Below are 16,521 nucleotides of genomic sequence, written 5' to 3' on the forward strand. Positions count from 1 at the left end.
CGGCGGGGGGACCGGTCGATGCGCTTAGAGGGATTAAAGGGTTAGCACGCACATGGCCCACGGCGCCGTCAAACACGACTATCACATCCTGCCCCCCAGCCCGTGGCCGTTCGTCGGCTCGGCCTCGGCCACGCTTATGGCCCTCGGCCTGATCGCCTGGATCAAGGGCGGGGTCTTCGGCATCGAGAAGGGCCAGTGGTGGCTGTTCGCGACCGGCCTGGCCGGCGTGCTCTACACGATGTTCGGCTGGTGGCGCGACGTGGTGAAGGAAGCCAACGCCGGCGACCACACCCCCGTCGTCTCGATCGGCCTGCGCTACGGCATGGTGCTGTTCATCGCCTCGGAAGTGATGTTCTTCGTGGCGTGGTTCTGGATCTTCTTCGAGATGGCCCTGTTCCATCATCACCGCACCCTGTCGGGCATCGAGGAAGTCCGCGCCGCCTGGGCCACCTGGCCGCCGGCCGGGGTCGAGGCCGTCTCGCCCTGGCACCTGCCGCTGGTCAACACCCTGACCCTGCTGCTGTCGGGCACGACCATCACCTGGTCGCACCACGCCCTGCAGCAAGGCGACCGCAACGGCGCCAAGTGGGGCCTGATCCTGACCATCCTGCTCGGCGCGCTGTTCACGACCATCCAGGTCTACGAGTACAGCCACATCAACCACGAGCACCTGTTCTACTCGGAAGCGGCCGCCAATTCGGGCCTCTACGGCTCGACCTTCTTCCTGGCCACCGGCTTCCACGGCTTCCACGTGTTCGTCGGCACCCTGTTCCTGATCGTCTGCCTGATCCGGCTGATGAACGGCGCCTTCACCCCCAAGCAGCACTTCGGCTTTGAGGCCGCCGCCTGGTACTGGCACTTCGTGGACGTGGTCTGGCTGTTCCTGTTCGCCTTCGTCTACGTGATCTTCGGCGCTTCGCCGCACTAGATCATCCGCTTCGAGAGGGCCCGGAACGCCACGCGGTGTTCCGGGCCTTTTTGCTTTCTGGTTCTGTATTGGGGACAGGCACATGCGCCCGTCCCCGTCCGCTATTCCGGGACTCCGTCCATGGCCCACGTGAACCCCTACCTCGCCGGCGCGACCGGCCATTGCCCGCGCTGCGGCGAGGGGATGCTGTTCGACGGATTCCTGAAGGTCAGCCGAACCTGCGAGGCCTGCGGCTTCGACCTGGGGGCCCACGAGACCGGCGACGGGGCCGCCACCTTCGTGATCCTGATCGCCGGCTTCCTGTGCGCCTTCGGGGCGCTGTTTTCGATGTTCGCCTTCAACTGGCCGGTGTGGGTGCTGCTGGTGGTCTGGCTGCCGGTGACCCTGGTCCTGTGCCTGGGGATGATGCGGCCGGCCAAGGGCCTGATGGTCGCCGCCCACATCGCCAACAACGCCTCCGAGGCCGGCGGCGACGATGTCTGACGCTTCCTTACGGCAGGACGGGGGCCCGAAGGACCGCCGCTTCCCCATCGGCCTGACCATCGCCACCCTGATCGCCCTTGGCATCCTGTGCGGCCTGGGCGTCTGGCAGGTGAAGCGCCTGGCCTGGAAGGAAGACCTGCTGGCCAGGATCGAGGTGCTGAAGACGGCTCCCGCCCAACCGCTGGCCGCCGTCATGGCTCGCGCCGAGAAGGGCGAGGACGTGGCTTGGACCCGCGTCGCCGTCGATTGCGCGACCGACAAGGCCGAGACCCTGCCGCTGGTCTATGGCGTGCGCGACGGCGACATCGTCTGGCGCGCCACGGCGATCTGCCGAACCTCGGCCGCGGGCTATGGCGCGATCCTGCTGGACCTGGGCGTGGTCAAGGCCCTGACCGGCCAGTCGACCCCGGCGCCCGTCAGCCTGGCCGCGCCCGCCCAGGCCGTCGGCGTGCTGATGGCCCCCAAGCAATTGGGCGGTGACCGCGCCGCGACGGTGGCCCGCTTCGCCGCCGACAAGCCCGCGCCCTACATCCTGATGGTCGAGACCGCGACGCCCATCCCGCCCGGCGTCACCCCCGCGCCGCTTCCGGCAGAAATTTCCAATCGGCACCTGGAATACGCTCTGACGTGGTTCGGTCTTGCCGTAACCCTGCTGTTTATCTATGCCGCCATGCTCTGGCGGAAGATGAGATCCTGATGCGTTACGTCTCGACCCGGGGCGAGTCCCCCTCGATCGGTTTCCTGGACGCGGTCCTGGCCGGCCTCGCGCCCGACGGGGGCCTCTACGTGCCCGAGCGCTGGCCGACCTTCAGCCCCGAAGAGATCGCCGCCTTCGCCGGCCAGCCCTACGCCCAGGTCGCCGCCACGGTGATCGGCAAGTTCGTCGGCGACGACCTGCCCGCCGAGGACCTGGCCGAGATGTGCGAGGAGGCCTACGCCTCCTTCGCCCACGCCGCCGTCGCGCCGCTGAAGCAGCTGGCCCCCGGCCGTCACCTGCTGGAGCTGTTCCACGGCCCGACCCTGGCGTTCAAGGACGTGGCGATGCAGCTGCTGGGGCGGCTGTACGACTACGTGCTGTCGCGTCAGTCGCGAACCATGACCATCATCTGCGCCACCTCTGGCGACACCGGCGGCGCGGCCGTCGAGGCCTTCCGCGGCCGCTCGCACGCCCGCATCGTGGCCCTGTTCCCCGAAGGCCGGATCAGCGAGGTCCAGCGCCGGTTCATGACCACGGCGACCGACAAGAACGTCGCCTGCGTCTCGATCCAGGGCTCGTTCGACGACTGCCAGGCCATCGTCAAGCAGGCCTTCTCGGACGACCAGTTCCGCCACGCCGTCGACCTGTCGGGCGTCAACTCGATCAACTGGGCGCGGATCGCCGCCCAGACCGTCTATTTCTTCACCGCCGCCGTCGCCCTGGGCGCGCCGGCCCGCAAGGTCGCCTTCGTGGTGCCCACCGGCAATTTCGGCGACGCCTACGCCGCCTATGTCGCCACCCGCATGGGCCTGCCGATCGCCAGGATCGTGGCCGCCACCAACTCCAACGACATCCTGGCCCGCGCCTTCGAGGACGGCCGCTACGCGCGCGGCGCCGTGGCCGCCACCCAGAGCCCGGCCATGGACATCCAGGTCGCTTCCAACTTCGAGCGGCTGTATTTCGAGGCCGTCGGCCGCGACGGGGTCGAGACCGGCCGCGCCTTCCGGGCCTTCGCCGGGACCGGCATGCTCGACATCCCCCCCAGCGCCCACGCCAAGATGCGCGAGCTGTTCCAGGGCGCGTCGGTCAGCGAGGCCGACACCGCCAAGACCATCCTGTCGACCCTGAACGAGACCGGCGAGGTCATCGACCCGCACACCGCCGTCGGCGTCGCCGCCGCCAATGTGCTGCGCCTGGCCGATCCGTCGACCCCGGTCGTGGTGCTGTCCACCGCCCACCCGGCCAAGTTCCCCGAGGCCGTCGCGGCCGCCGCCGGCGTCACCCCAACCACCCCGCGCGCCACGCCGGACCTCTCGAAGAAGCCCGAAAAGTTCGACCGCCTGCCGGCCGACGCCGAGACCGTGAAGGCCTTCGTGCGGGTGTTCGCCTCAGCGGGTTCGTGATACGGGGCGTGTCTGCTCCTCACCCGCGCAGCGGGGGAGGTGGCGCGATGCGCAGCATCGTGACGGAGGGGGCGTCCTGCCCCGTCCCGCGCCCCCTCCGTCCGCTTCGCGGCCACCTCCCCCGTTTCACGGGGGAGGAGAAAGACTGAATGACCACCATCCTCCACACCCTCGAAAACGGCGTCCGCGTCGTCCATGACCCGATGCCGGGCCTGGAGACCATCGCCCTGTCCGTCGTCGCCGGCCGCGGCGCGGCCTACGAGGACCCGGCGCGGTCGGGCTGGTCGCACCTGCTCGAGCACATGGTGTTCAAGGGCGCCGGCCAGCGCAGCTCGCGCGACATCGTCGAGGTGATCGAGGCGCAGGGCGGCCAGATCAACGCCGCCACCGGCTATGAGCGCACCAGCTTCCAGGTCCGCGCCCTGAAGGGCGGGTTGGACCTGGGCATGAGCGTGCTCGGCGACCTGGTCCTGCGCCCCACCCTCGACGAGGGCGACCTGACCCGCGAAAAGCAGGTGGTGGCCCAGGAGATCGCCGAGGCCGCCGACGCCCCCGACGACTACGTGTTCGACCTGGTCCAGGCCGCCGCCTGGGGCGACCACCCGCTGTCCCGGCCGATCCTGGGCACGGTCGACACCGTCAACGCCGCGACGTCCGAGGGGCTGTCGCATTGGCGCGGCCAGCTCTATGCCGCCGACCGGCTGATCGTCAGCGCCAGCGGCGCGGTCGAGCTGGACGAGGTTCTGGACCTGGCCCGCCGGGAGTTCGGCGCGATGCCCGCCGCCGGCGGGGCCGCCAATTTCGCGGCCCCCGAGTTCATCGGCGGCCGCAAGAGCCAGGCCCGCAAGCTGGAGCAGGCGCAGCTGGTGTTCATGCTGCCGGCCGTCAGCGCCCGCCAGGACGACTATTTCGCCCTGCGGATCTTCGCCGAGGCCCTGGGCGGGGGGATGTCGTCGCGGCTGTTCCAGGAGGCCCGCGAGAAGCGGGGGCTGGCCTACAATATCGACGCCTATGCCGACACCTACGCCGACGCCGGGGCCCTGGGGGTCTACGCCGGCTGCGCGGCCGGCGACGCGGCCGAGACCGCCAAGGTCTGCGCCGAGCAGATCGCCCTGCTGGCCGCCCGCATCGAGGACGCCGAGCTGGCCCGCGCCAAGGCCCAGCTGAAGGCCCACATGTTCATGGCCCGCGAGCAGCCCCTGTCGCGCGCCGAACAGGCGGCCGGCCAGGCCCTAATGTTCGACCGCCTCTACACCCCCGCCGAACTGGCGCAGGCAGTCGACGCGGTGTCGGTGGAAGACCTGCAGCGGCTGGGCCGCATGATCCTGGGTCCCGGCAAGGCCGCCAGCGCCATCCTCGGCGCCAAGGCGGCGTTGAAGGCGGGGGAAGTGTTCGAGAAGACGCTGGGGTAGGGCAGAGGGCGCTGGCTGTCGATGTCCGCTCACGACCCGTTGCGGACGCTCCTCAGACGACACATGCTCTGCCTATGAACGCCTTAGCGCTAATGCTCCTGATCGGCGCACACGCGTCAGCGCCTGACCAGCCGCGCACTTACCTCGCATCTATCGTTGGCATCCCGCTCAAGCCGGACGAAAGCGTAGAGAGCTTTTCGATTGAGACTTGGGGTGTGACCTTCGGTGCGGTCTGCCGGATACCGTCAGGATGGCGAATCAAAGCGGGAAACAGCGCCACGCCAGATGGAATACTCGAGGGCGAAGGCAGCCAAGGGGCAACTTGGTTCAGTCGAGGCTCACCAAAGGCATTGGACCGGTTCGTCCTGATTACCCTCTACGAGCCCGTCCAGAAGGATGCTGTCGGATCTGATGATGCAAAAATACCTGCGACGTTCAGCGGCTATGCGACAATCTCAACGGTCGATGACGGCGAGGTGAAGGTTCCGCTGGACTGGAGGAACGTTCGCCTCATCCGGGCTTCTGGTTGCACGGGCAACGCTCGCTGAACGTCGGCGCACCACCCCTTGGCGAAATTCGATAAGTCGGCTTTCGAGTGACGGCAGCCAAGCTCAAGGGCATGATGGTGGTATGGGGACCAAACTGACCGGCGAAGATTCTGGCGCTTACGAAGCACTCGACCGCTTGCTGTTCCGCCAGTGGGATCCGATCGGCGTCTACGATATCGAGGGGCCTGAGGACGAATATCGCGCCTATCTTCCCGCCTTCTGGAGGCTAGTGAATGATGGAGCGCCCGAGCAGCAGGTCGTTGATTACCTCCGGAAAATCGAGGTCGAACGTATCGAGCTGGAGGGCACGCCGGAGCATCGCTTGGACATAGTCAGAAAGGCCCACGCGCTGGTAGCTGCATGGAGGTTGCCGGTGCGGCCCTGACGTCCAACTTCCACCCATCCCGGACATCTGAAACGTCCGCTTGGCGCAGGTCTGCATCCGCCCCGGATGCGGCCACGCCTTAAAGCCTTGGTGGATCGGAGCTCTGTCGTCTGGCCGTGTCAATGACGACGCGGAGCGTCGCCGCGTCGCGGCCGCCAGAGGCGGTCATTGACGCAGGCTCGCCATCAAGGTTTCAAGGCGCGGCCTCGCCGCCGCGGGCGGACATTTGACGCCTGCTCAGCCCGTCATCCTGGGAACAAGTCCGAGGGAGGTCGGCGGCCGACCACGGTCAAGCTCTCGCAAAAAGTGCAGTATGCAATCTTTACTTGTGTTCCGGCAGCATCGGGACTTGAATGCCGCTCACGGGCGGGGCGCGCGGCCCCCGGGGAGCGATGACATGACTGGACGCTGGATCACGGTGAGCCTCGTCGCGCTGGCGCTGGCCGGCTGCCACAAGAAGGAGGCGGCCAAGCCGCCGCCCCCGAAGGTCGAAACCCCGGCGCCGCCGACGGCTCCCGAGGTGGTCCCCGCGACGCCGCCCGCCGAGTCAACGACGACCACATCGACGACACCGCCGCCGACGTCCGAGCCCGTCGTCGAAACCCCCGTGGCCCCCACCCCCGCGGCCGAGCCGACTCCGCCGAAGCCCGCCGGGGTTCGGCCGCCGATCCGGATCGTTCCGTCGGCCGGCCTCGGCAAGACGCCGATGGTCATCAAGAAGACCCAGCTCCAGCTCGCGGCGGAGACCAATGTCCTGGGCGCCTGGGTGCAGCAAGACAAGAAGACCTCGATCCTGCGGTTCACGCCCAGCGGCTGGGTCTCGCTGGAGAAAGGCAACCAGGTCATCAACGGCAAGTGGACGGCCAACAGCGCCGGCGCGATCAACTTCACCCTGCCGGTCCCCGGGGGCGAGGCCAAGCTCGTCGCCCACTACGCCGACACCAAAGCCACCGGCCGTTACATCGTGGTCATTCCCAATCAGGACGGCCCGCAGATCTGGCCGGGCTACGGCCAGCTGATCTTCAGCCCGCAAAAGTAGGTCGTGACGCCCTGACGGCCTTTCCGTCCGACGTCGGGCGGAAAGCCCCCTTGCCTAGAGGCGCGCCACGCTCAAAGGTGCGGCCTCTCGCAGGGTTCTCGCTTGACCGTCTTCCTACGCCTCTTCCAGACCGATCCCGGCCCGCGCATCGAGCGCGAGAAGGTTTTCCTGCGTCTGCCCAGGCTGCACGACTACAAGCCGTGGGCCGAGCTGCGCGCCCAGTCGGCGGCGTTTCTCAAGCCCTGGGAGCCGACCTGGCCCGAGGACGACCTGACGCGCGCCGCCTTCCGCGCCCGGCTCAACGCCTACGCCCGCGAACTGGAGACGGGCGAGGCGTTTCCGTTCTTCATGTTCCGCCGCGACGACGGGGCGTTGATCGGCGGGGTGCGGCTGTTCCACATCCGGCGCGGGGTCGCCCAGTGCGGGGTGATGGGCTACTGGATCGGCCAGCCCTACGCCCGCCAGGGCTACATGCAGGACGGGGTCCGGGCGGCGATCGACTTCGCGTTCGGCGAACTGGCGCTGCACCGGCTGGAAGCGGCCTGCATGCCTGAAAACGAGCCTTCGGCCGCCGTTCTGCTGAAATCCGGGTTCAGCGAAGAGGGATATGCCCCCGCTTATCTGAAAATTAACGGCGAGTGGCGAGATCATCGCCTGTTCGGGATGGTCGCGCCAGAATAGCGCGGACCCGGACACAGCGCCTTCGGGCGCGGGATCAGGGCATGTCGTTCAAGATCAGTCAGCGACGCGTATGGGACGCCACGGCCACGCTGGAGGCCTTGGGCGCCGCCGAAGTCGTCTTGTGGCTCTGGGAGCCCGAGTCCGACCGACTGCGCGTCAACGGCGCGGCGCGCGCCTTGGGCCTGGGACCGCTGGCCCCCGACTGCTCCTCCGCCGCCTTCCGCGCCCTGACCCTGCCGCAGGACCGCGCCCAGGCCGAAGACATCCTCAAGGTTCGCCCGCCAGGCAGCGAGATCGTCGCCCGCCTGCGCATGCGCAACGGCGAAATCTGCATCTGGCGCGGGACCTGGCTTGAAGACGGGGTGCGCGCCGCCGGCGTCATCGCCCCCGAGGTCAAGTTCGCCGCCTCCGAGCGCGACACCCTGACCGGCCTGCTGGACCGCAAGAGCTTCATCGCCCAGGCCCGCGAGCGGCTGGGCAAGAGCGGCGTGCATGAGCTGGTGGTCGCCGACGTCGACCGCCTGCGCCGCCTGAACGAGGCCCTGGGCCACGAACGCGCCGACCTGGTGCTGGCCGCCCTGGGCTCGCGCCTGGCCGCCGCCTTCCCATCAGAGGCCCTGCTGGGCCGGATCGGCGAGGACGAGTTCGCGGTGCTGTGCGATCCGTCCGGCTTCGAGCCCGCCGAACTGCTGCGCAACGCCTTGGAGCAGCCCCTGCGGGTGGCCGGCTTCGACATCCACCCGACCCTGTCGATCGGCGCCGTATCGGCCGAGGGCGGCGAGGACGCCCCCGAGGCGGCCGAACTGCTGCGCCGCGCCGAACTGGCCGTCGAGGCGGCCGGTTCCGTGGGCCGCGGCGGCGCCGCCGCCTATGGCCGCTCGATGGAGACCGACGGCCTGTCGCGCCTGGCCCTGGAGGCCGATCTGCGCGGGGCCATCGGCCGGGGCGAGATCACCCCCTTCTTCCAGCCCGTGGTGCGGCTGTCGACCGGCGCCCTGTCGGGCTTCGAGGCTCTGGCCCGCTGGATCCACCCCCGTCGCGGCATGCTGCCGCCCGACGAGTTCCTCCCGCTGGTGGAGGAGATGGGCCTGATGAGCGAGCTGGGCGAGCACATGATGCGCACCTCGGCCCGGCAGCTGGCCGCCTGGCGCGCCTCGCACCCGGCCGTCGGCGCCCTGACCGTCAGCGTCAACCTGTCGACCGGCGAGATCGATCGTCCGGGCCTGGTCCACGACGTGCGTCAGGTGCTCAAGGAGCACGACCTGCCGCGCGGCGCCCTGAAGCTGGAAGTCACCGAAAGCGACATCATGCGCGATCCCGAGCGGGCCGCGATGATCCTCAAGACGCTGCGCGAAGCCGGCGCCGGCCTGGCGCTGGACGACTTCGGCACCGGCTTCTCGTCGCTGTCCTACCTGACGCGCCTGCCGTTCGACACGCTGAAGATCGACCGCTACTTCGTGCGGACCATGGGCAGCAACGCCGGCTCGGCCAAGATCGTCCGCTCGGTGGTCAAGCTGGGCCAGGACCTGGACCTGGAAGTCGTCGCCGAGGGCGTCGAGAACGCCGAAATGGCCCGCGCCCTGCAATCGCTGGGTTGCGACTACGGCCAGGGCTTCGGCTATGCGCCGGCCCTGTCGCCGCAGGAGGCCGAGGTCTATCTGAACGAGGCCTATGTCGACGGCGCCGCGCCGGTGAAGGCCCGGGGCTAAATCCTCCCCTTGTCGGGAGGCGTCGGCGAAACCGACGGAGGGGGAGTGATCCGCCCTACCCGTCAGGCTCCCCCCACCGATCGCTGCGCGATCGCCTCCCCCACGGGGGGAGGGGCTTCGGACGTTGCATTCCGCTGACCCACGGATCCAGCCCGCAGCTCCAGCGCGACCGCGAAGCTGCGCAGCTGGCTTTCGCGCTGCTGGTAGGCGACCAGCAGGTCCTCGGGCGACGACTGGGCCATCACGTCCCGCGTGGCCAGCCAGCGGGCCTGGGAGCGCCCCAGGGCCGCCGGCGAGACCCCGGCCGCCAGCACCGCCTCATAGGCCGCCCCCATCCGCTGCTCGGCCTCGCGCAGGGTCGGGTCGACGCAGGTCATCTGGGCCGCCAGGGTCGGGGCGTCGCGGCAGCCGGCCGCGTCCTCCGGCGGCGAGGCGTCGGCCAGGGGCGTGGCGACCACGGGCGCGCCGGCGGCGGTCGGCAGGGCCCCCCAAGTCTCCGGATGGGCCACGGGGCGGGAGTCCGTGGACAGGACGATCTTCAGGCCGCGCCGGGCGTCGGCCGCGGCGACCGCCAGGGGCGTTTCGGGAGGCGGCACCTGGAACACCAGCGGCCGAGGCGCGGGCTCGACGGGTTCGCTTCCCATCAGCAGCCACAGGCCCCAGACGCCCAGCGGCATGGCGATCATCCCCAGCAGTATGTTTCCGCCGAGCGGTCGCCTGGGAGGCGGCATCACGCCGTAGCGGCGCTGGCCCCAGGTTTCGGGCGGCGGGTTGTCGTTGTCCCGGGCCGCCCAGTTGTCGTTCGTTGGCGATGTGAGACGCAGGTAAGCCATGCCACTGTCCTGACCACACGTCACGCATGTATGCGCGAGCCGGGTCCCCCGTGACGGCTTGAAAAAGCAACAGCGTGACTATGGCGGAATATAACCGCTACAAGCGCGCAGTATAATACAGGTTAACCCCAGGTTTCCACCGGGTGATTGCGGGGTCGTCTACTCAAGCTCTACCGGCTTGGGACGACAGATGATCAGCGGTGATTCCGATCTTGGCCAAGGCCATGGTCCATTTGTTGTCGTAGTCATCGCCGAATAGCAAGGCTTCGTCGGCGTCGCAGATCAGCCAGACGTTGTCCCGCAGTTCCTGCTCCAACTGGCCGGGACCCCAGCCGGAATAGCCCAGGGCCAGGATGGCGTGGCGCGGCCGGCGGATCTTGCTGCCCAAGGCGTCCAGCGCGTCGCGGGTCACGGTCAGGGCCAGGCCGTCGGCCACCGGCACCGTGGAGTCGGGCGAGACATAGTCGTCGGTGTGCAGCACGAAGCCGCGTTCGCGCTCGACGGGACCGCCCAGCATCACCAGGTCGCCGCCGGCTTCGATCTCCGGCGCGACGCCCAGATTGTTGAGCAGTTCGAACAGGGTCAGGCCCTCGACCGGGCGGTTGACCGCCAGGCCCATGGCCTGCTCGGCGTCGTGGGCGCACACATACAGCACGGCGCGCTCGAAGCGCGGATCCTCGATGCCGGGCATGGCCACCAGCATCTGTCCGGCGAGGAAGGCTCCCTGATCCGTGCGATGTGAGTCCATCTTAAGAGGATCGGATCGGAACGCGTCGGTTTCAAGTCTAACCTTCCCTTGGCGATCCGCTCCGGGGCCTTTATCTCCGTTGCGCGCTTTCAACGAACACGCAGAGCAGGAACACCGCACATGGCGATCAAGGTTGGCGACAAGCTTCCTTCGGCGACTTTCATGACCAGCACGGCCGAGGGCCCGGCCCCGGTCACCACCGACGATCTGTTCAAGGGCAAGACGGTCGCCCTGTTCGCCGTCCCGGGCGCCTTCACCCCCACCTGCTCGGCCAAGCACCTGCCGGGCTTCAAGGAAAAGGCCGCCGACCTGAAGGCCAAGGGCGTCGACACGATCGCCTGCGTTTCGGTCAACGACCTGTTCGTGATGAAGGCCTGGGGCGCCGACCAGGGCATCACCGACGAAGTGCTGCTGCTGGCCGACGGCAACGGCGAGTTCACCCGGGCCATCGGCCTGGAGTTCGATGGCAGCAAGTTCGGCATGGGCCTGCGCTCGCAGCGCTATTCGCTGATCGCCAAGGACGGGTTGGTCGAGACCCTGAACGTCGAAGAGGGCGGGGAATTCAAGGTCTCGTCGGCCGACTACATGCTGGGTCAGCTGTAGGGGCCTTCGAGCTTCCGACATGGGAAGGGCGGCTTCGCGAGGAGCCGCCCTTTTTCGTCGCGGCGAACACTTGCCCCCTACGGGTCGCTTCGCGACCGTCTTCCCCCAGAAGGGGAAGAGGAAGACGCGTCTCCTCCGCCCCCTCGCCGCGACAGGCCGGCGAAGCGGTCAGGTGGAGGCAAGTCAGTGTGCGCCAAGCATCTCCGGCGTCACGCTCTCCAGATCCGCCGAGCCGCCCGTCACCGCCGCGACCTGCCCGGGCACGGTCGCCAGCACGTTCTCGCCATAGACCCGGGCCAGGGCCAAGCGCAGGCCCGCGGGCTCGGCCAGCGCCCCCTTGGCCAGCATCCAGCCGCCGACCGTGTCACCCAGCAGCTTCAGATAGGCCGTGGCCCCCGACAGGGCGTCGGGCATGGCGCGGGCCCGGCGTTCGATCAGCCAGGCGGTGGCCGAGCCGACCGCGTCCAACGCCGCCTTGAAGCGCAGGGCCACGCCGCCCAGCGCGCCGCCGGCCGTCTCCAGGGCCTCCTGGGTGTCGCGCATGTCGTCCATCAGGTCGCCGATCGCCTGGCCTTCCGCCAGACCCAGCTTGCGGCCGATCAGGTCGATGGCCTGGATGCCGTTGGCGCCCTCGTAGATCGGGGCGATGCGGGCGTCGCGATAGTGCTGGGCCGCGCCGGTCTCCTCGATGAAGCCCATGCCGCCGTGCACCTGCACGCCCTGCGAGGCGACCTCGACGCCGATATCCGTGGACCAGGCCTTGGCGATCGGGGTCAGCAGTTCCTCGCGCAGCTTGGCGGCGCCGCGCTCTTCCTCGGTCGCCGCGTGGGTCGAGAGGTCGGCGGCCACGGCGGTCGACAGGCAGATCCCCCGGGCCGCCTCGATCCTGGCCTTCATCAGCACCAGGGTCTTGCGGATGTCGGGATGGTCGTAGAGGCGCGAGGGCTGGGCGCCGGTCCAGGCCGAACGGCCCTGGGCGCGCTCCAGCGAGAAGTCCAGCGCCTGCTGGTAGGCCCGCTCGGCGATGGCCACGCCCTGGGCGCCGACCTGCAGGCGCGCGGCGTTCATCATCGTGAACATGTGGGCCAGGCCCTGGCCCAGTCCGCCGACCAGCTCGGCCCTGGCGCCCTCGTACAGCATCACGCAGGTGGGCGAGCCGTGGATGCCCAGTTTGTGCTCCAGCCCACCGACCCGCAGGGCGTTGGCCGCGCCCAGGCCGCCGCTCTCTTCGACCATGAGCTTGGGGGCCAGGAACAGCGAGATGCCCTTCACGCCGGGCGGGGCGTCGGGCGTGCGGGCCAGCACCAGGTGCAGGATGTTGTCGGCGGCGTCGTGGTCGCCCCAGGTGATGAAGATCTTCTGGCCCGACAGGGTGTAGCCGCCGTCGCCGTCCGGCGTGGCCATCGTGGTCAGGGCGCCCAGGTCCGAGCCGGCCTGGGGCTCGGTCAAGTTCATGGTGCCGGTCCACTCGCCCGACACCAGCTTGGGCAGGTAGAGGGTCTTCTGGCGCTCGGTTCCGTGGTGGTCCAGGGCCTCGATGGCCCCCAGGCTCAGCATCGGACACAGGCCGAAGGCCATGTTGGCGGCCTGGACCATTTCCATCACCGCCACCTCCAGGGTCTTGGGCAGGCCCTGGCCGCCGTGCTCGGGAGTGGCCGCCAGGCTGGTCCAGCCGCCTTCCGCGAACTGGCGATAGGCCTCGGCGAAGCCGGGCGCGGCGCGGACCACGCCGTTTTCCAGTTTGGCGCCGACCAGGTCGCCGGCCCGGTTGAGCGGAGCCAGGACCTCGCTGGCGAACACCCCGGCGGCCTGCAGCACGGCCTCCACGGTGTCGGCGTCGGCCTCCGGGAACGCGGCGGCCAGGCGGTCGAAGCCGGCCACGTGTTTCAGGGCAAAGGCGAGATCGCGGACGGGGGCGCGGTAGGTCATGGGACAGGTCCGATCGGGCGGCGGGCTCAGGTGAACTTCGTTTAGATGCTGCGGCGCGGGGTGCAAAGCCGAACCGATCACGGCTTCGTGAAGGGCGGTCCCTTCATCGCGGGGCCAAGCTTCCTAAGTTGGGGGTTCAGCAACTGCTGCTATTACAGTTTGGAGCCTTCCTCATGAACCGCCGCCTTGCCTCCGCCCTCCTGGTTGGGGCCCTCCTGGCCGCGCCCGTCGCCGTCCTGCCGGCCGTGGCGTCCGCCCAGGCCGTCACCGATCCGGCCGCGGCTCCGGCCGGGACCTGGACGATCGACAAGCGCCACACCAGCGTGACCATGAAGGTCCGCCACTTCGGCGCTTCGAAATACACCTTCCGCTTCGCGCAGGGCGCGGTCGACGCCGCCTACGACTACAATCCGGCCAAGCCGCTGGACACCAAGATCTCGGTGACCATCGACGCCACGGCCGTCGATACGGGCCTGCCCGACTTCAACAAGGAAATCGGCACGGATCCGAAGTTCTTCAACGGCGCCCAGTATCCGAAGATCACCTTCGTCTCGACCAAGGTCGAGCCGGGCAAGCTGACCGGCGATCTGACCTTCCGCGGCGTGACCAAGCCGGTGACCCTGGACGTGGTCTATGACGGCTACGCCAAGACCCCGTTCGGCTCGCAGATCATGGGCTTCTCGGCCACCGGCAAGATCAAGCGCTCGGACTTCGGCCTCACCCACCTGGTGCCGATGGTGGGCGACGATGTCGACCTGCTGATCGAGATCGAGTTCAATCCGAAGAAGTAGGATCGTCCGCCTTAGGACGAACGAGACCCTAGTTTGAGACGAGGACGACCATGACCGCCGAGACGCCTATCGAAACCGCCTCGGCGGCGGGTCCTTCGCACCAACGCAACAGACCCTCTGCTCGCTACACCGGGGTGGCGATCGCCCTGCACTGGCTGATCGCCGCCGCCATCCTGTTCCAGGTCATCCTGGGCTGGCGGATGGGCGACGAGCCCAAGGGGCCGGCCACCTACGCCATCTTCCAACTGCACAAATCGATCGGCATCACGATCCTGCTGCTCAGCCTGACGCGTCTGGCCTGGCGGCTGTTCCACAGGCCGCCGCCGCATCCGGTGGGCCAGCCGCGCTGGGAGGTCATCGCCTCGCAAGTGGTCCATGTCGCGTTCTATGTGATCATGATCGGCCTGCCGATCACCGGCTGGATCATGGTGTCGGCCAGCAAGCTGAACATCCCGACCCTGCTGTACGGGACCATCCCGTGGCCGCACCTGCCGTTCCTGCCCGAGCTGGCCCCCGGGCCGAAGCACCTGTGGCACGAGATCGGCGAGACCGGCCACGGCCTGCTGGTCAAGCTGACCTACGGCCTGCTGGCCCTGCACCTGGGCGCGGTGGCCAAGCACCAGATCCTCGATCGCGACGAGGTCTTGAACCACATGGCCCCGGGCGCCCGGCCGGGCTGGCTGGAGCCGCGCGCCTGGCTGGCCGCCGTCGGCCTGATCGCCATGGTCGCCGCCGGCTACGCCTACCGGCCGACGGTCAAGCACGCCGCTCCGGCGCCCGCCGCCCCCGCCGACCTCGCCGACGCCCAGGCCGGAACGCCCAGCGCCGAACCCGCCGCCGCGACCGAGGCCGCCAGCGGCCCCGCGCCGATCGCGGCTCCGGCCGCCGCCACCGCTCCGGCGCAACCGGACAATCCTCTGAAGGACCCCGTCGCCTGGACCGTGGCCAAGAGCTCGACCCTGGGCTTCTCGGCCACCTGGGCCGGCGACGCGATCGACGGCCAGTTCAAGCGCTGGACCGCCGACATCCTGTTCTCGCCCGACGCCCTGGACCGCTCCAAGCTGACCGTCGGCATCGACATGACCTCGGCCGCCACCGGCGACGACCAGCGCGACGCCAGCCTGCCCAGCGACGATTTCTTCGCCGCCGCCGCCCATCCCAAGGCCACCTTCACCGCCAGCAAGTTCCGCAAGACCGGCGAGGGCAGGTTCGTCGCCGACGGGACGCTGGACCTGCGCGGCGTCAAGAAGCCGGTCAGCCTGCCCTTCACCCTGAAGATCGACGGCGACACGGCCACGGCGCGCGGTGTAACCACCCTGGACCGGACGGCGTTCGGGGTTGGACAGGGCGAATGGGCGTCTACGGATCAGATCGGCGGCAAGGTGAAGGTCAGCTTCGCCATCACGGCCAAGCGGAAGTAGCCGCCGCCGCGAAGGCGCTCGCCGACGGCGGCCTGGTGCTGCTGCCCACCGAGACCGTCTACGGCCTGGGCGCCGACGCCTCGAACCCCGCGGCCGTCGCGGCGATCTTCGAGGCCAAGGGCCGCCCGCGCTTCAATCCGCTGATCGCCCACGTCCATGACGCCGAGACGGCGGCGCGCATCGCCGCCCTCGACGATCGCGCCCTGGCCCTGGCCGCCGCCTTCTGGCCGGGCCCGCTGACCATCGTCGCGCCGGTTCGTGACACCGCCGCCGTCTGCGACCTGGCCCGGGCCGGGCTGGACACCGTGGCCATCCGCGTGCCCGGCCATCCGCTGTCGCGCGCCGTGCTGGCGGCGTTCGGCGGGCCGGTGGTCGCGCCCTCGGCCAACCGCTCGGGCCGGCCCAGCCCCACCACCTTCGACGACGCCGTGGCCGAGACCGGCGACAAGGCCGCCGTCGCCCTGGACGGCGGGCCCTGCGCGGTCGGGTTGGAGAGCACCGTCGTCGCCCTGCTCGACGGTCCCGTCCGCCTGCTGCGCCCCGGCGCGGTGACCCGCGCCCAGCTGGAAGCCGTGGTCGGTCCGTTGGCCGAAGCCGACAACGACGCCAGGCGCTCGCCTGGCCGCCTGGCCCTGCACTACGCGCCCGACGCGCCCGTGCGCATCGAGGCGGCGGCGCCCGAACCCGGCGAGGCGTTTCTGGCGTTTGGGGATTGGCCGGCGGGGGAGGGCGTGTTCAACCTCAGCCCCTCGGGCGATCTGGCCGAGGCGGCGGCCAACCTGTTCGCGTTCCTGCGCGCCGCCGACCGCGCCAAGCCCGCCGGCATCGCCGTCGCGCCGATCCCCGACGAAGGTTTGGGCGAGGCGATCAATGACCGGCTGCGGCGCGCGGCCGGGTTCATAGGATAGAGC

17 protein-coding genes are annotated in these 16,521 nt (G+C 69.5%); 14 read left to right on the forward strand and 3 right to left on the reverse strand.

Going from position 1 to position 16,521, the window contains the following annotated elements; translation table 11 throughout:
- Window positions 1-52: 52 nt before the first annotated feature.
- From ASD38_RS03610 to ASD38_RS03650, 10 genes are all read left to right on the forward strand, one after another.
- On the forward strand, window positions 53-928 hold the full coding sequence (locus ASD38_RS03610) for a cytochrome c oxidase subunit 3 (RefSeq protein ID WP_056435785.1): 876 nt from the start codon (window positions 53-55) through the stop codon (window positions 926-928).
- Window positions 929-1,048: 120 nt separating this feature from the next.
- Complete coding sequence (locus ASD38_RS03615) at window positions 1,049-1,411, forward strand: DUF983 domain-containing protein (protein WP_056457658.1); 363 nt, start codon at window positions 1,049-1,051, stop codon at window positions 1,409-1,411.
- Window positions 1,404-2,108 carry an SURF1 family protein gene (locus ASD38_RS03620; protein WP_056457661.1) on the forward strand — a complete coding sequence of 235 codons (705 nt, stop codon included), beginning with the start codon at window positions 1,404-1,406 and terminating at the stop codon, window positions 2,106-2,108. The genes ASD38_RS03615 and ASD38_RS03620 overlap by 8 nt, the downstream gene beginning before the upstream one ends.
- Complete coding sequence (gene thrC, locus ASD38_RS03625; RefSeq protein ID WP_056435777.1) at window positions 2,108-3,511, forward strand: threonine synthase; 1,404 nt, start codon at window positions 2,108-2,110, stop codon at window positions 3,509-3,511. The genes ASD38_RS03620 and thrC overlap by 1 nt, the downstream gene beginning before the upstream one ends.
- 149 nt (window positions 3,512-3,660) lie before the next feature.
- Entirely contained in the window at window positions 3,661-4,923 is a 1,263-nt protein-coding gene (locus ASD38_RS03630; protein ID WP_056457664.1) for a M16 family metallopeptidase, read from the forward strand.
- Window positions 4,924-5,015: 92 nt separating this feature from the next.
- A complete protein-coding gene (locus ASD38_RS23700; protein WP_156390544.1) occupies window positions 5,016-5,471 on the forward strand; it encodes a hypothetical protein in 456 nt (151 codons plus the stop codon).
- A gap of 82 nt (window positions 5,472-5,553) precedes the next feature.
- Entirely contained in the window at window positions 5,554-5,856 is a 303-nt protein-coding gene (locus ASD38_RS03635) for a hypothetical protein (protein WP_056457667.1), read from the forward strand.
- A gap of 397 nt (window positions 5,857-6,253) precedes the next feature.
- Complete coding sequence (locus tag ASD38_RS03640) at window positions 6,254-6,895, forward strand: hypothetical protein (RefSeq protein WP_056457670.1); 642 nt, start codon at window positions 6,254-6,256, stop codon at window positions 6,893-6,895.
- A gap of 102 nt (window positions 6,896-6,997) precedes the next feature.
- Window positions 6,998-7,576 carry a GNAT family N-acetyltransferase gene (locus ASD38_RS03645; RefSeq protein ID WP_056435765.1) on the forward strand — a complete coding sequence of 193 codons (579 nt, stop codon included), beginning with the start codon at window positions 6,998-7,000 and terminating at the stop codon, window positions 7,574-7,576.
- A 41-nt stretch (window positions 7,577-7,617) separates the two neighbouring features.
- Window positions 7,618-9,285, forward strand: coding sequence for a putative bifunctional diguanylate cyclase/phosphodiesterase (locus tag ASD38_RS03650; RefSeq protein ID WP_056435762.1), 1,668 nt, complete (start codon window positions 7,618-7,620; stop codon window positions 9,283-9,285).
- A 62-nt stretch (window positions 9,286-9,347) separates the two neighbouring features.
- On the opposite strand, the gene ASD38_RS03655 is transcribed toward ASD38_RS03650, so the two are convergent.
- Window positions 9,348-10,118, reverse strand: a complete 771-nt coding sequence (locus ASD38_RS03655; protein WP_056457672.1) for a DUF1311 domain-containing protein — start codon at window positions 10,116-10,118, stop codon at window positions 9,348-9,350.
- Window positions 10,119-10,281: 163 nt separating this feature from the next.
- The gene (locus ASD38_RS03660; protein WP_056435754.1) at window positions 10,282-10,866 is read right to left on the reverse strand and encodes a YqgE/AlgH family protein; all 585 of its coding nucleotides are present in this window, start codon (window positions 10,864-10,866) and stop codon (window positions 10,282-10,284) included.
- Between the two features lie 120 nt (window positions 10,867-10,986).
- Here ASD38_RS03660 and ASD38_RS03665 point away from each other — a divergent pair, with 120 nt between their 5' ends.
- A complete protein-coding gene (locus ASD38_RS03665; protein WP_056457675.1) occupies window positions 10,987-11,469 on the forward strand; it encodes a peroxiredoxin in 483 nt (160 codons plus the stop codon).
- 183 nt (window positions 11,470-11,652) lie between these two features.
- Here the strand turns inward: ASD38_RS03665 and ASD38_RS03670 are convergent, their stop codons facing one another.
- Window positions 11,653-13,398 (reverse strand): acyl-CoA dehydrogenase, encoded by a 1,746-nt coding sequence (locus tag ASD38_RS03670; RefSeq protein ID WP_056457677.1) that lies wholly within the window; start codon window positions 13,396-13,398, stop codon window positions 11,653-11,655.
- 173 nt (window positions 13,399-13,571) lie between these two features.
- Here ASD38_RS03670 and ASD38_RS03675 point away from each other — a divergent pair, with 173 nt between their 5' ends.
- Genes ASD38_RS03675 through ASD38_RS03685 form a run of 3 tightly spaced genes read left to right on the forward strand, consistent with a single transcriptional unit; the run spans window position 13,572 to window position 16,518 of the window.
- Entirely contained in the window at window positions 13,572-14,189 is a 618-nt protein-coding gene (locus ASD38_RS03675) for a YceI family protein (RefSeq protein WP_056435744.1), read from the forward strand.
- 50 nt (window positions 14,190-14,239) lie between these two features.
- A complete protein-coding gene (locus tag ASD38_RS03680; RefSeq protein WP_056457680.1) occupies window positions 14,240-15,610 on the forward strand; it encodes a YceI family protein in 1,371 nt (456 codons plus the stop codon).
- The gene (locus ASD38_RS03685; RefSeq protein ID WP_056457684.1) at window positions 15,541-16,518 is read left to right on the forward strand and encodes an L-threonylcarbamoyladenylate synthase; all 978 of its coding nucleotides are present in this window, start codon (window positions 15,541-15,543) and stop codon (window positions 16,516-16,518) included. Before ASD38_RS03680 ends, ASD38_RS03685 begins: the two co-directional genes overlap by 70 nt.
- Window positions 16,519-16,521: the final 3 nt, after the last annotated feature.

It is taken from the genome of Caulobacter sp. Root487D2Y (assembly GCF_001427165.1).
Taxonomy (GTDB): Bacteria; Pseudomonadota; Alphaproteobacteria; order Caulobacterales; family Caulobacteraceae; genus Caulobacter.

Coding starts and splice junctions, on each gene's coding strand:
- ASD38_RS03610 (WP_056435785.1), top strand. CDS start 53: ATGGCCCACGGCGCCGTCAAACACGACTATCACATCCTGCCCCCCAGC.
- ASD38_RS03615 (WP_056457658.1), top strand. CDS start 1,049: ATGGCCCACGTGAACCCCTACCTCGCCGGCGCGACCGGCCATTGCCCG.
- ASD38_RS03620 (WP_056457661.1), top strand. CDS start 1,404: ATGTCTGACGCTTCCTTACGGCAGGACGGGGGCCCGAAGGACCGCCGC.
- thrC (WP_056435777.1), top strand. CDS start 2,108: ATGCGTTACGTCTCGACCCGGGGCGAGTCCCCCTCGATCGGTTTCCTG.
- ASD38_RS03630 (WP_056457664.1), top strand. CDS start 3,661: ATGACCACCATCCTCCACACCCTCGAAAACGGCGTCCGCGTCGTCCAT.
- ASD38_RS23700 (WP_156390544.1), top strand. CDS start 5,016: ATGCTCCTGATCGGCGCACACGCGTCAGCGCCTGACCAGCCGCGCACT.
- ASD38_RS03635 (WP_056457667.1), top strand. CDS start 5,554: ATGGGGACCAAACTGACCGGCGAAGATTCTGGCGCTTACGAAGCACTC.
- ASD38_RS03640 (WP_056457670.1), top strand. CDS start 6,254: ATGACTGGACGCTGGATCACGGTGAGCCTCGTCGCGCTGGCGCTGGCC.
- ASD38_RS03650 (WP_056435762.1), top strand. CDS start 7,618: ATGTCGTTCAAGATCAGTCAGCGACGCGTATGGGACGCCACGGCCACG.
- ASD38_RS03655 (WP_056457672.1), bottom strand. CDS start 10,118: ATGGCTTACCTGCGTCTCACATCGCCAACGAACGACAACTGGGCGGCC.
- ASD38_RS03660 (WP_056435754.1), bottom strand. CDS start 10,866: ATGGACTCACATCGCACGGATCAGGGAGCCTTCCTCGCCGGACAGATG.
- ASD38_RS03665 (WP_056457675.1), top strand. CDS start 10,987: ATGGCGATCAAGGTTGGCGACAAGCTTCCTTCGGCGACTTTCATGACC.
- ASD38_RS03670 (WP_056457677.1), bottom strand. CDS start 13,398: ATGACCTACCGCGCCCCCGTCCGCGATCTCGCCTTTGCCCTGAAACAC.
- ASD38_RS03675 (WP_056435744.1), top strand. CDS start 13,572: ATGAACCGCCGCCTTGCCTCCGCCCTCCTGGTTGGGGCCCTCCTGGCC.
- ASD38_RS03680 (WP_056457680.1), top strand. CDS start 14,240: ATGACCGCCGAGACGCCTATCGAAACCGCCTCGGCGGCGGGTCCTTCG.
- ASD38_RS03685 (WP_056457684.1), top strand. CDS start 15,541: ATGGGCGTCTACGGATCAGATCGGCGGCAAGGTGAAGGTCAGCTTCGC.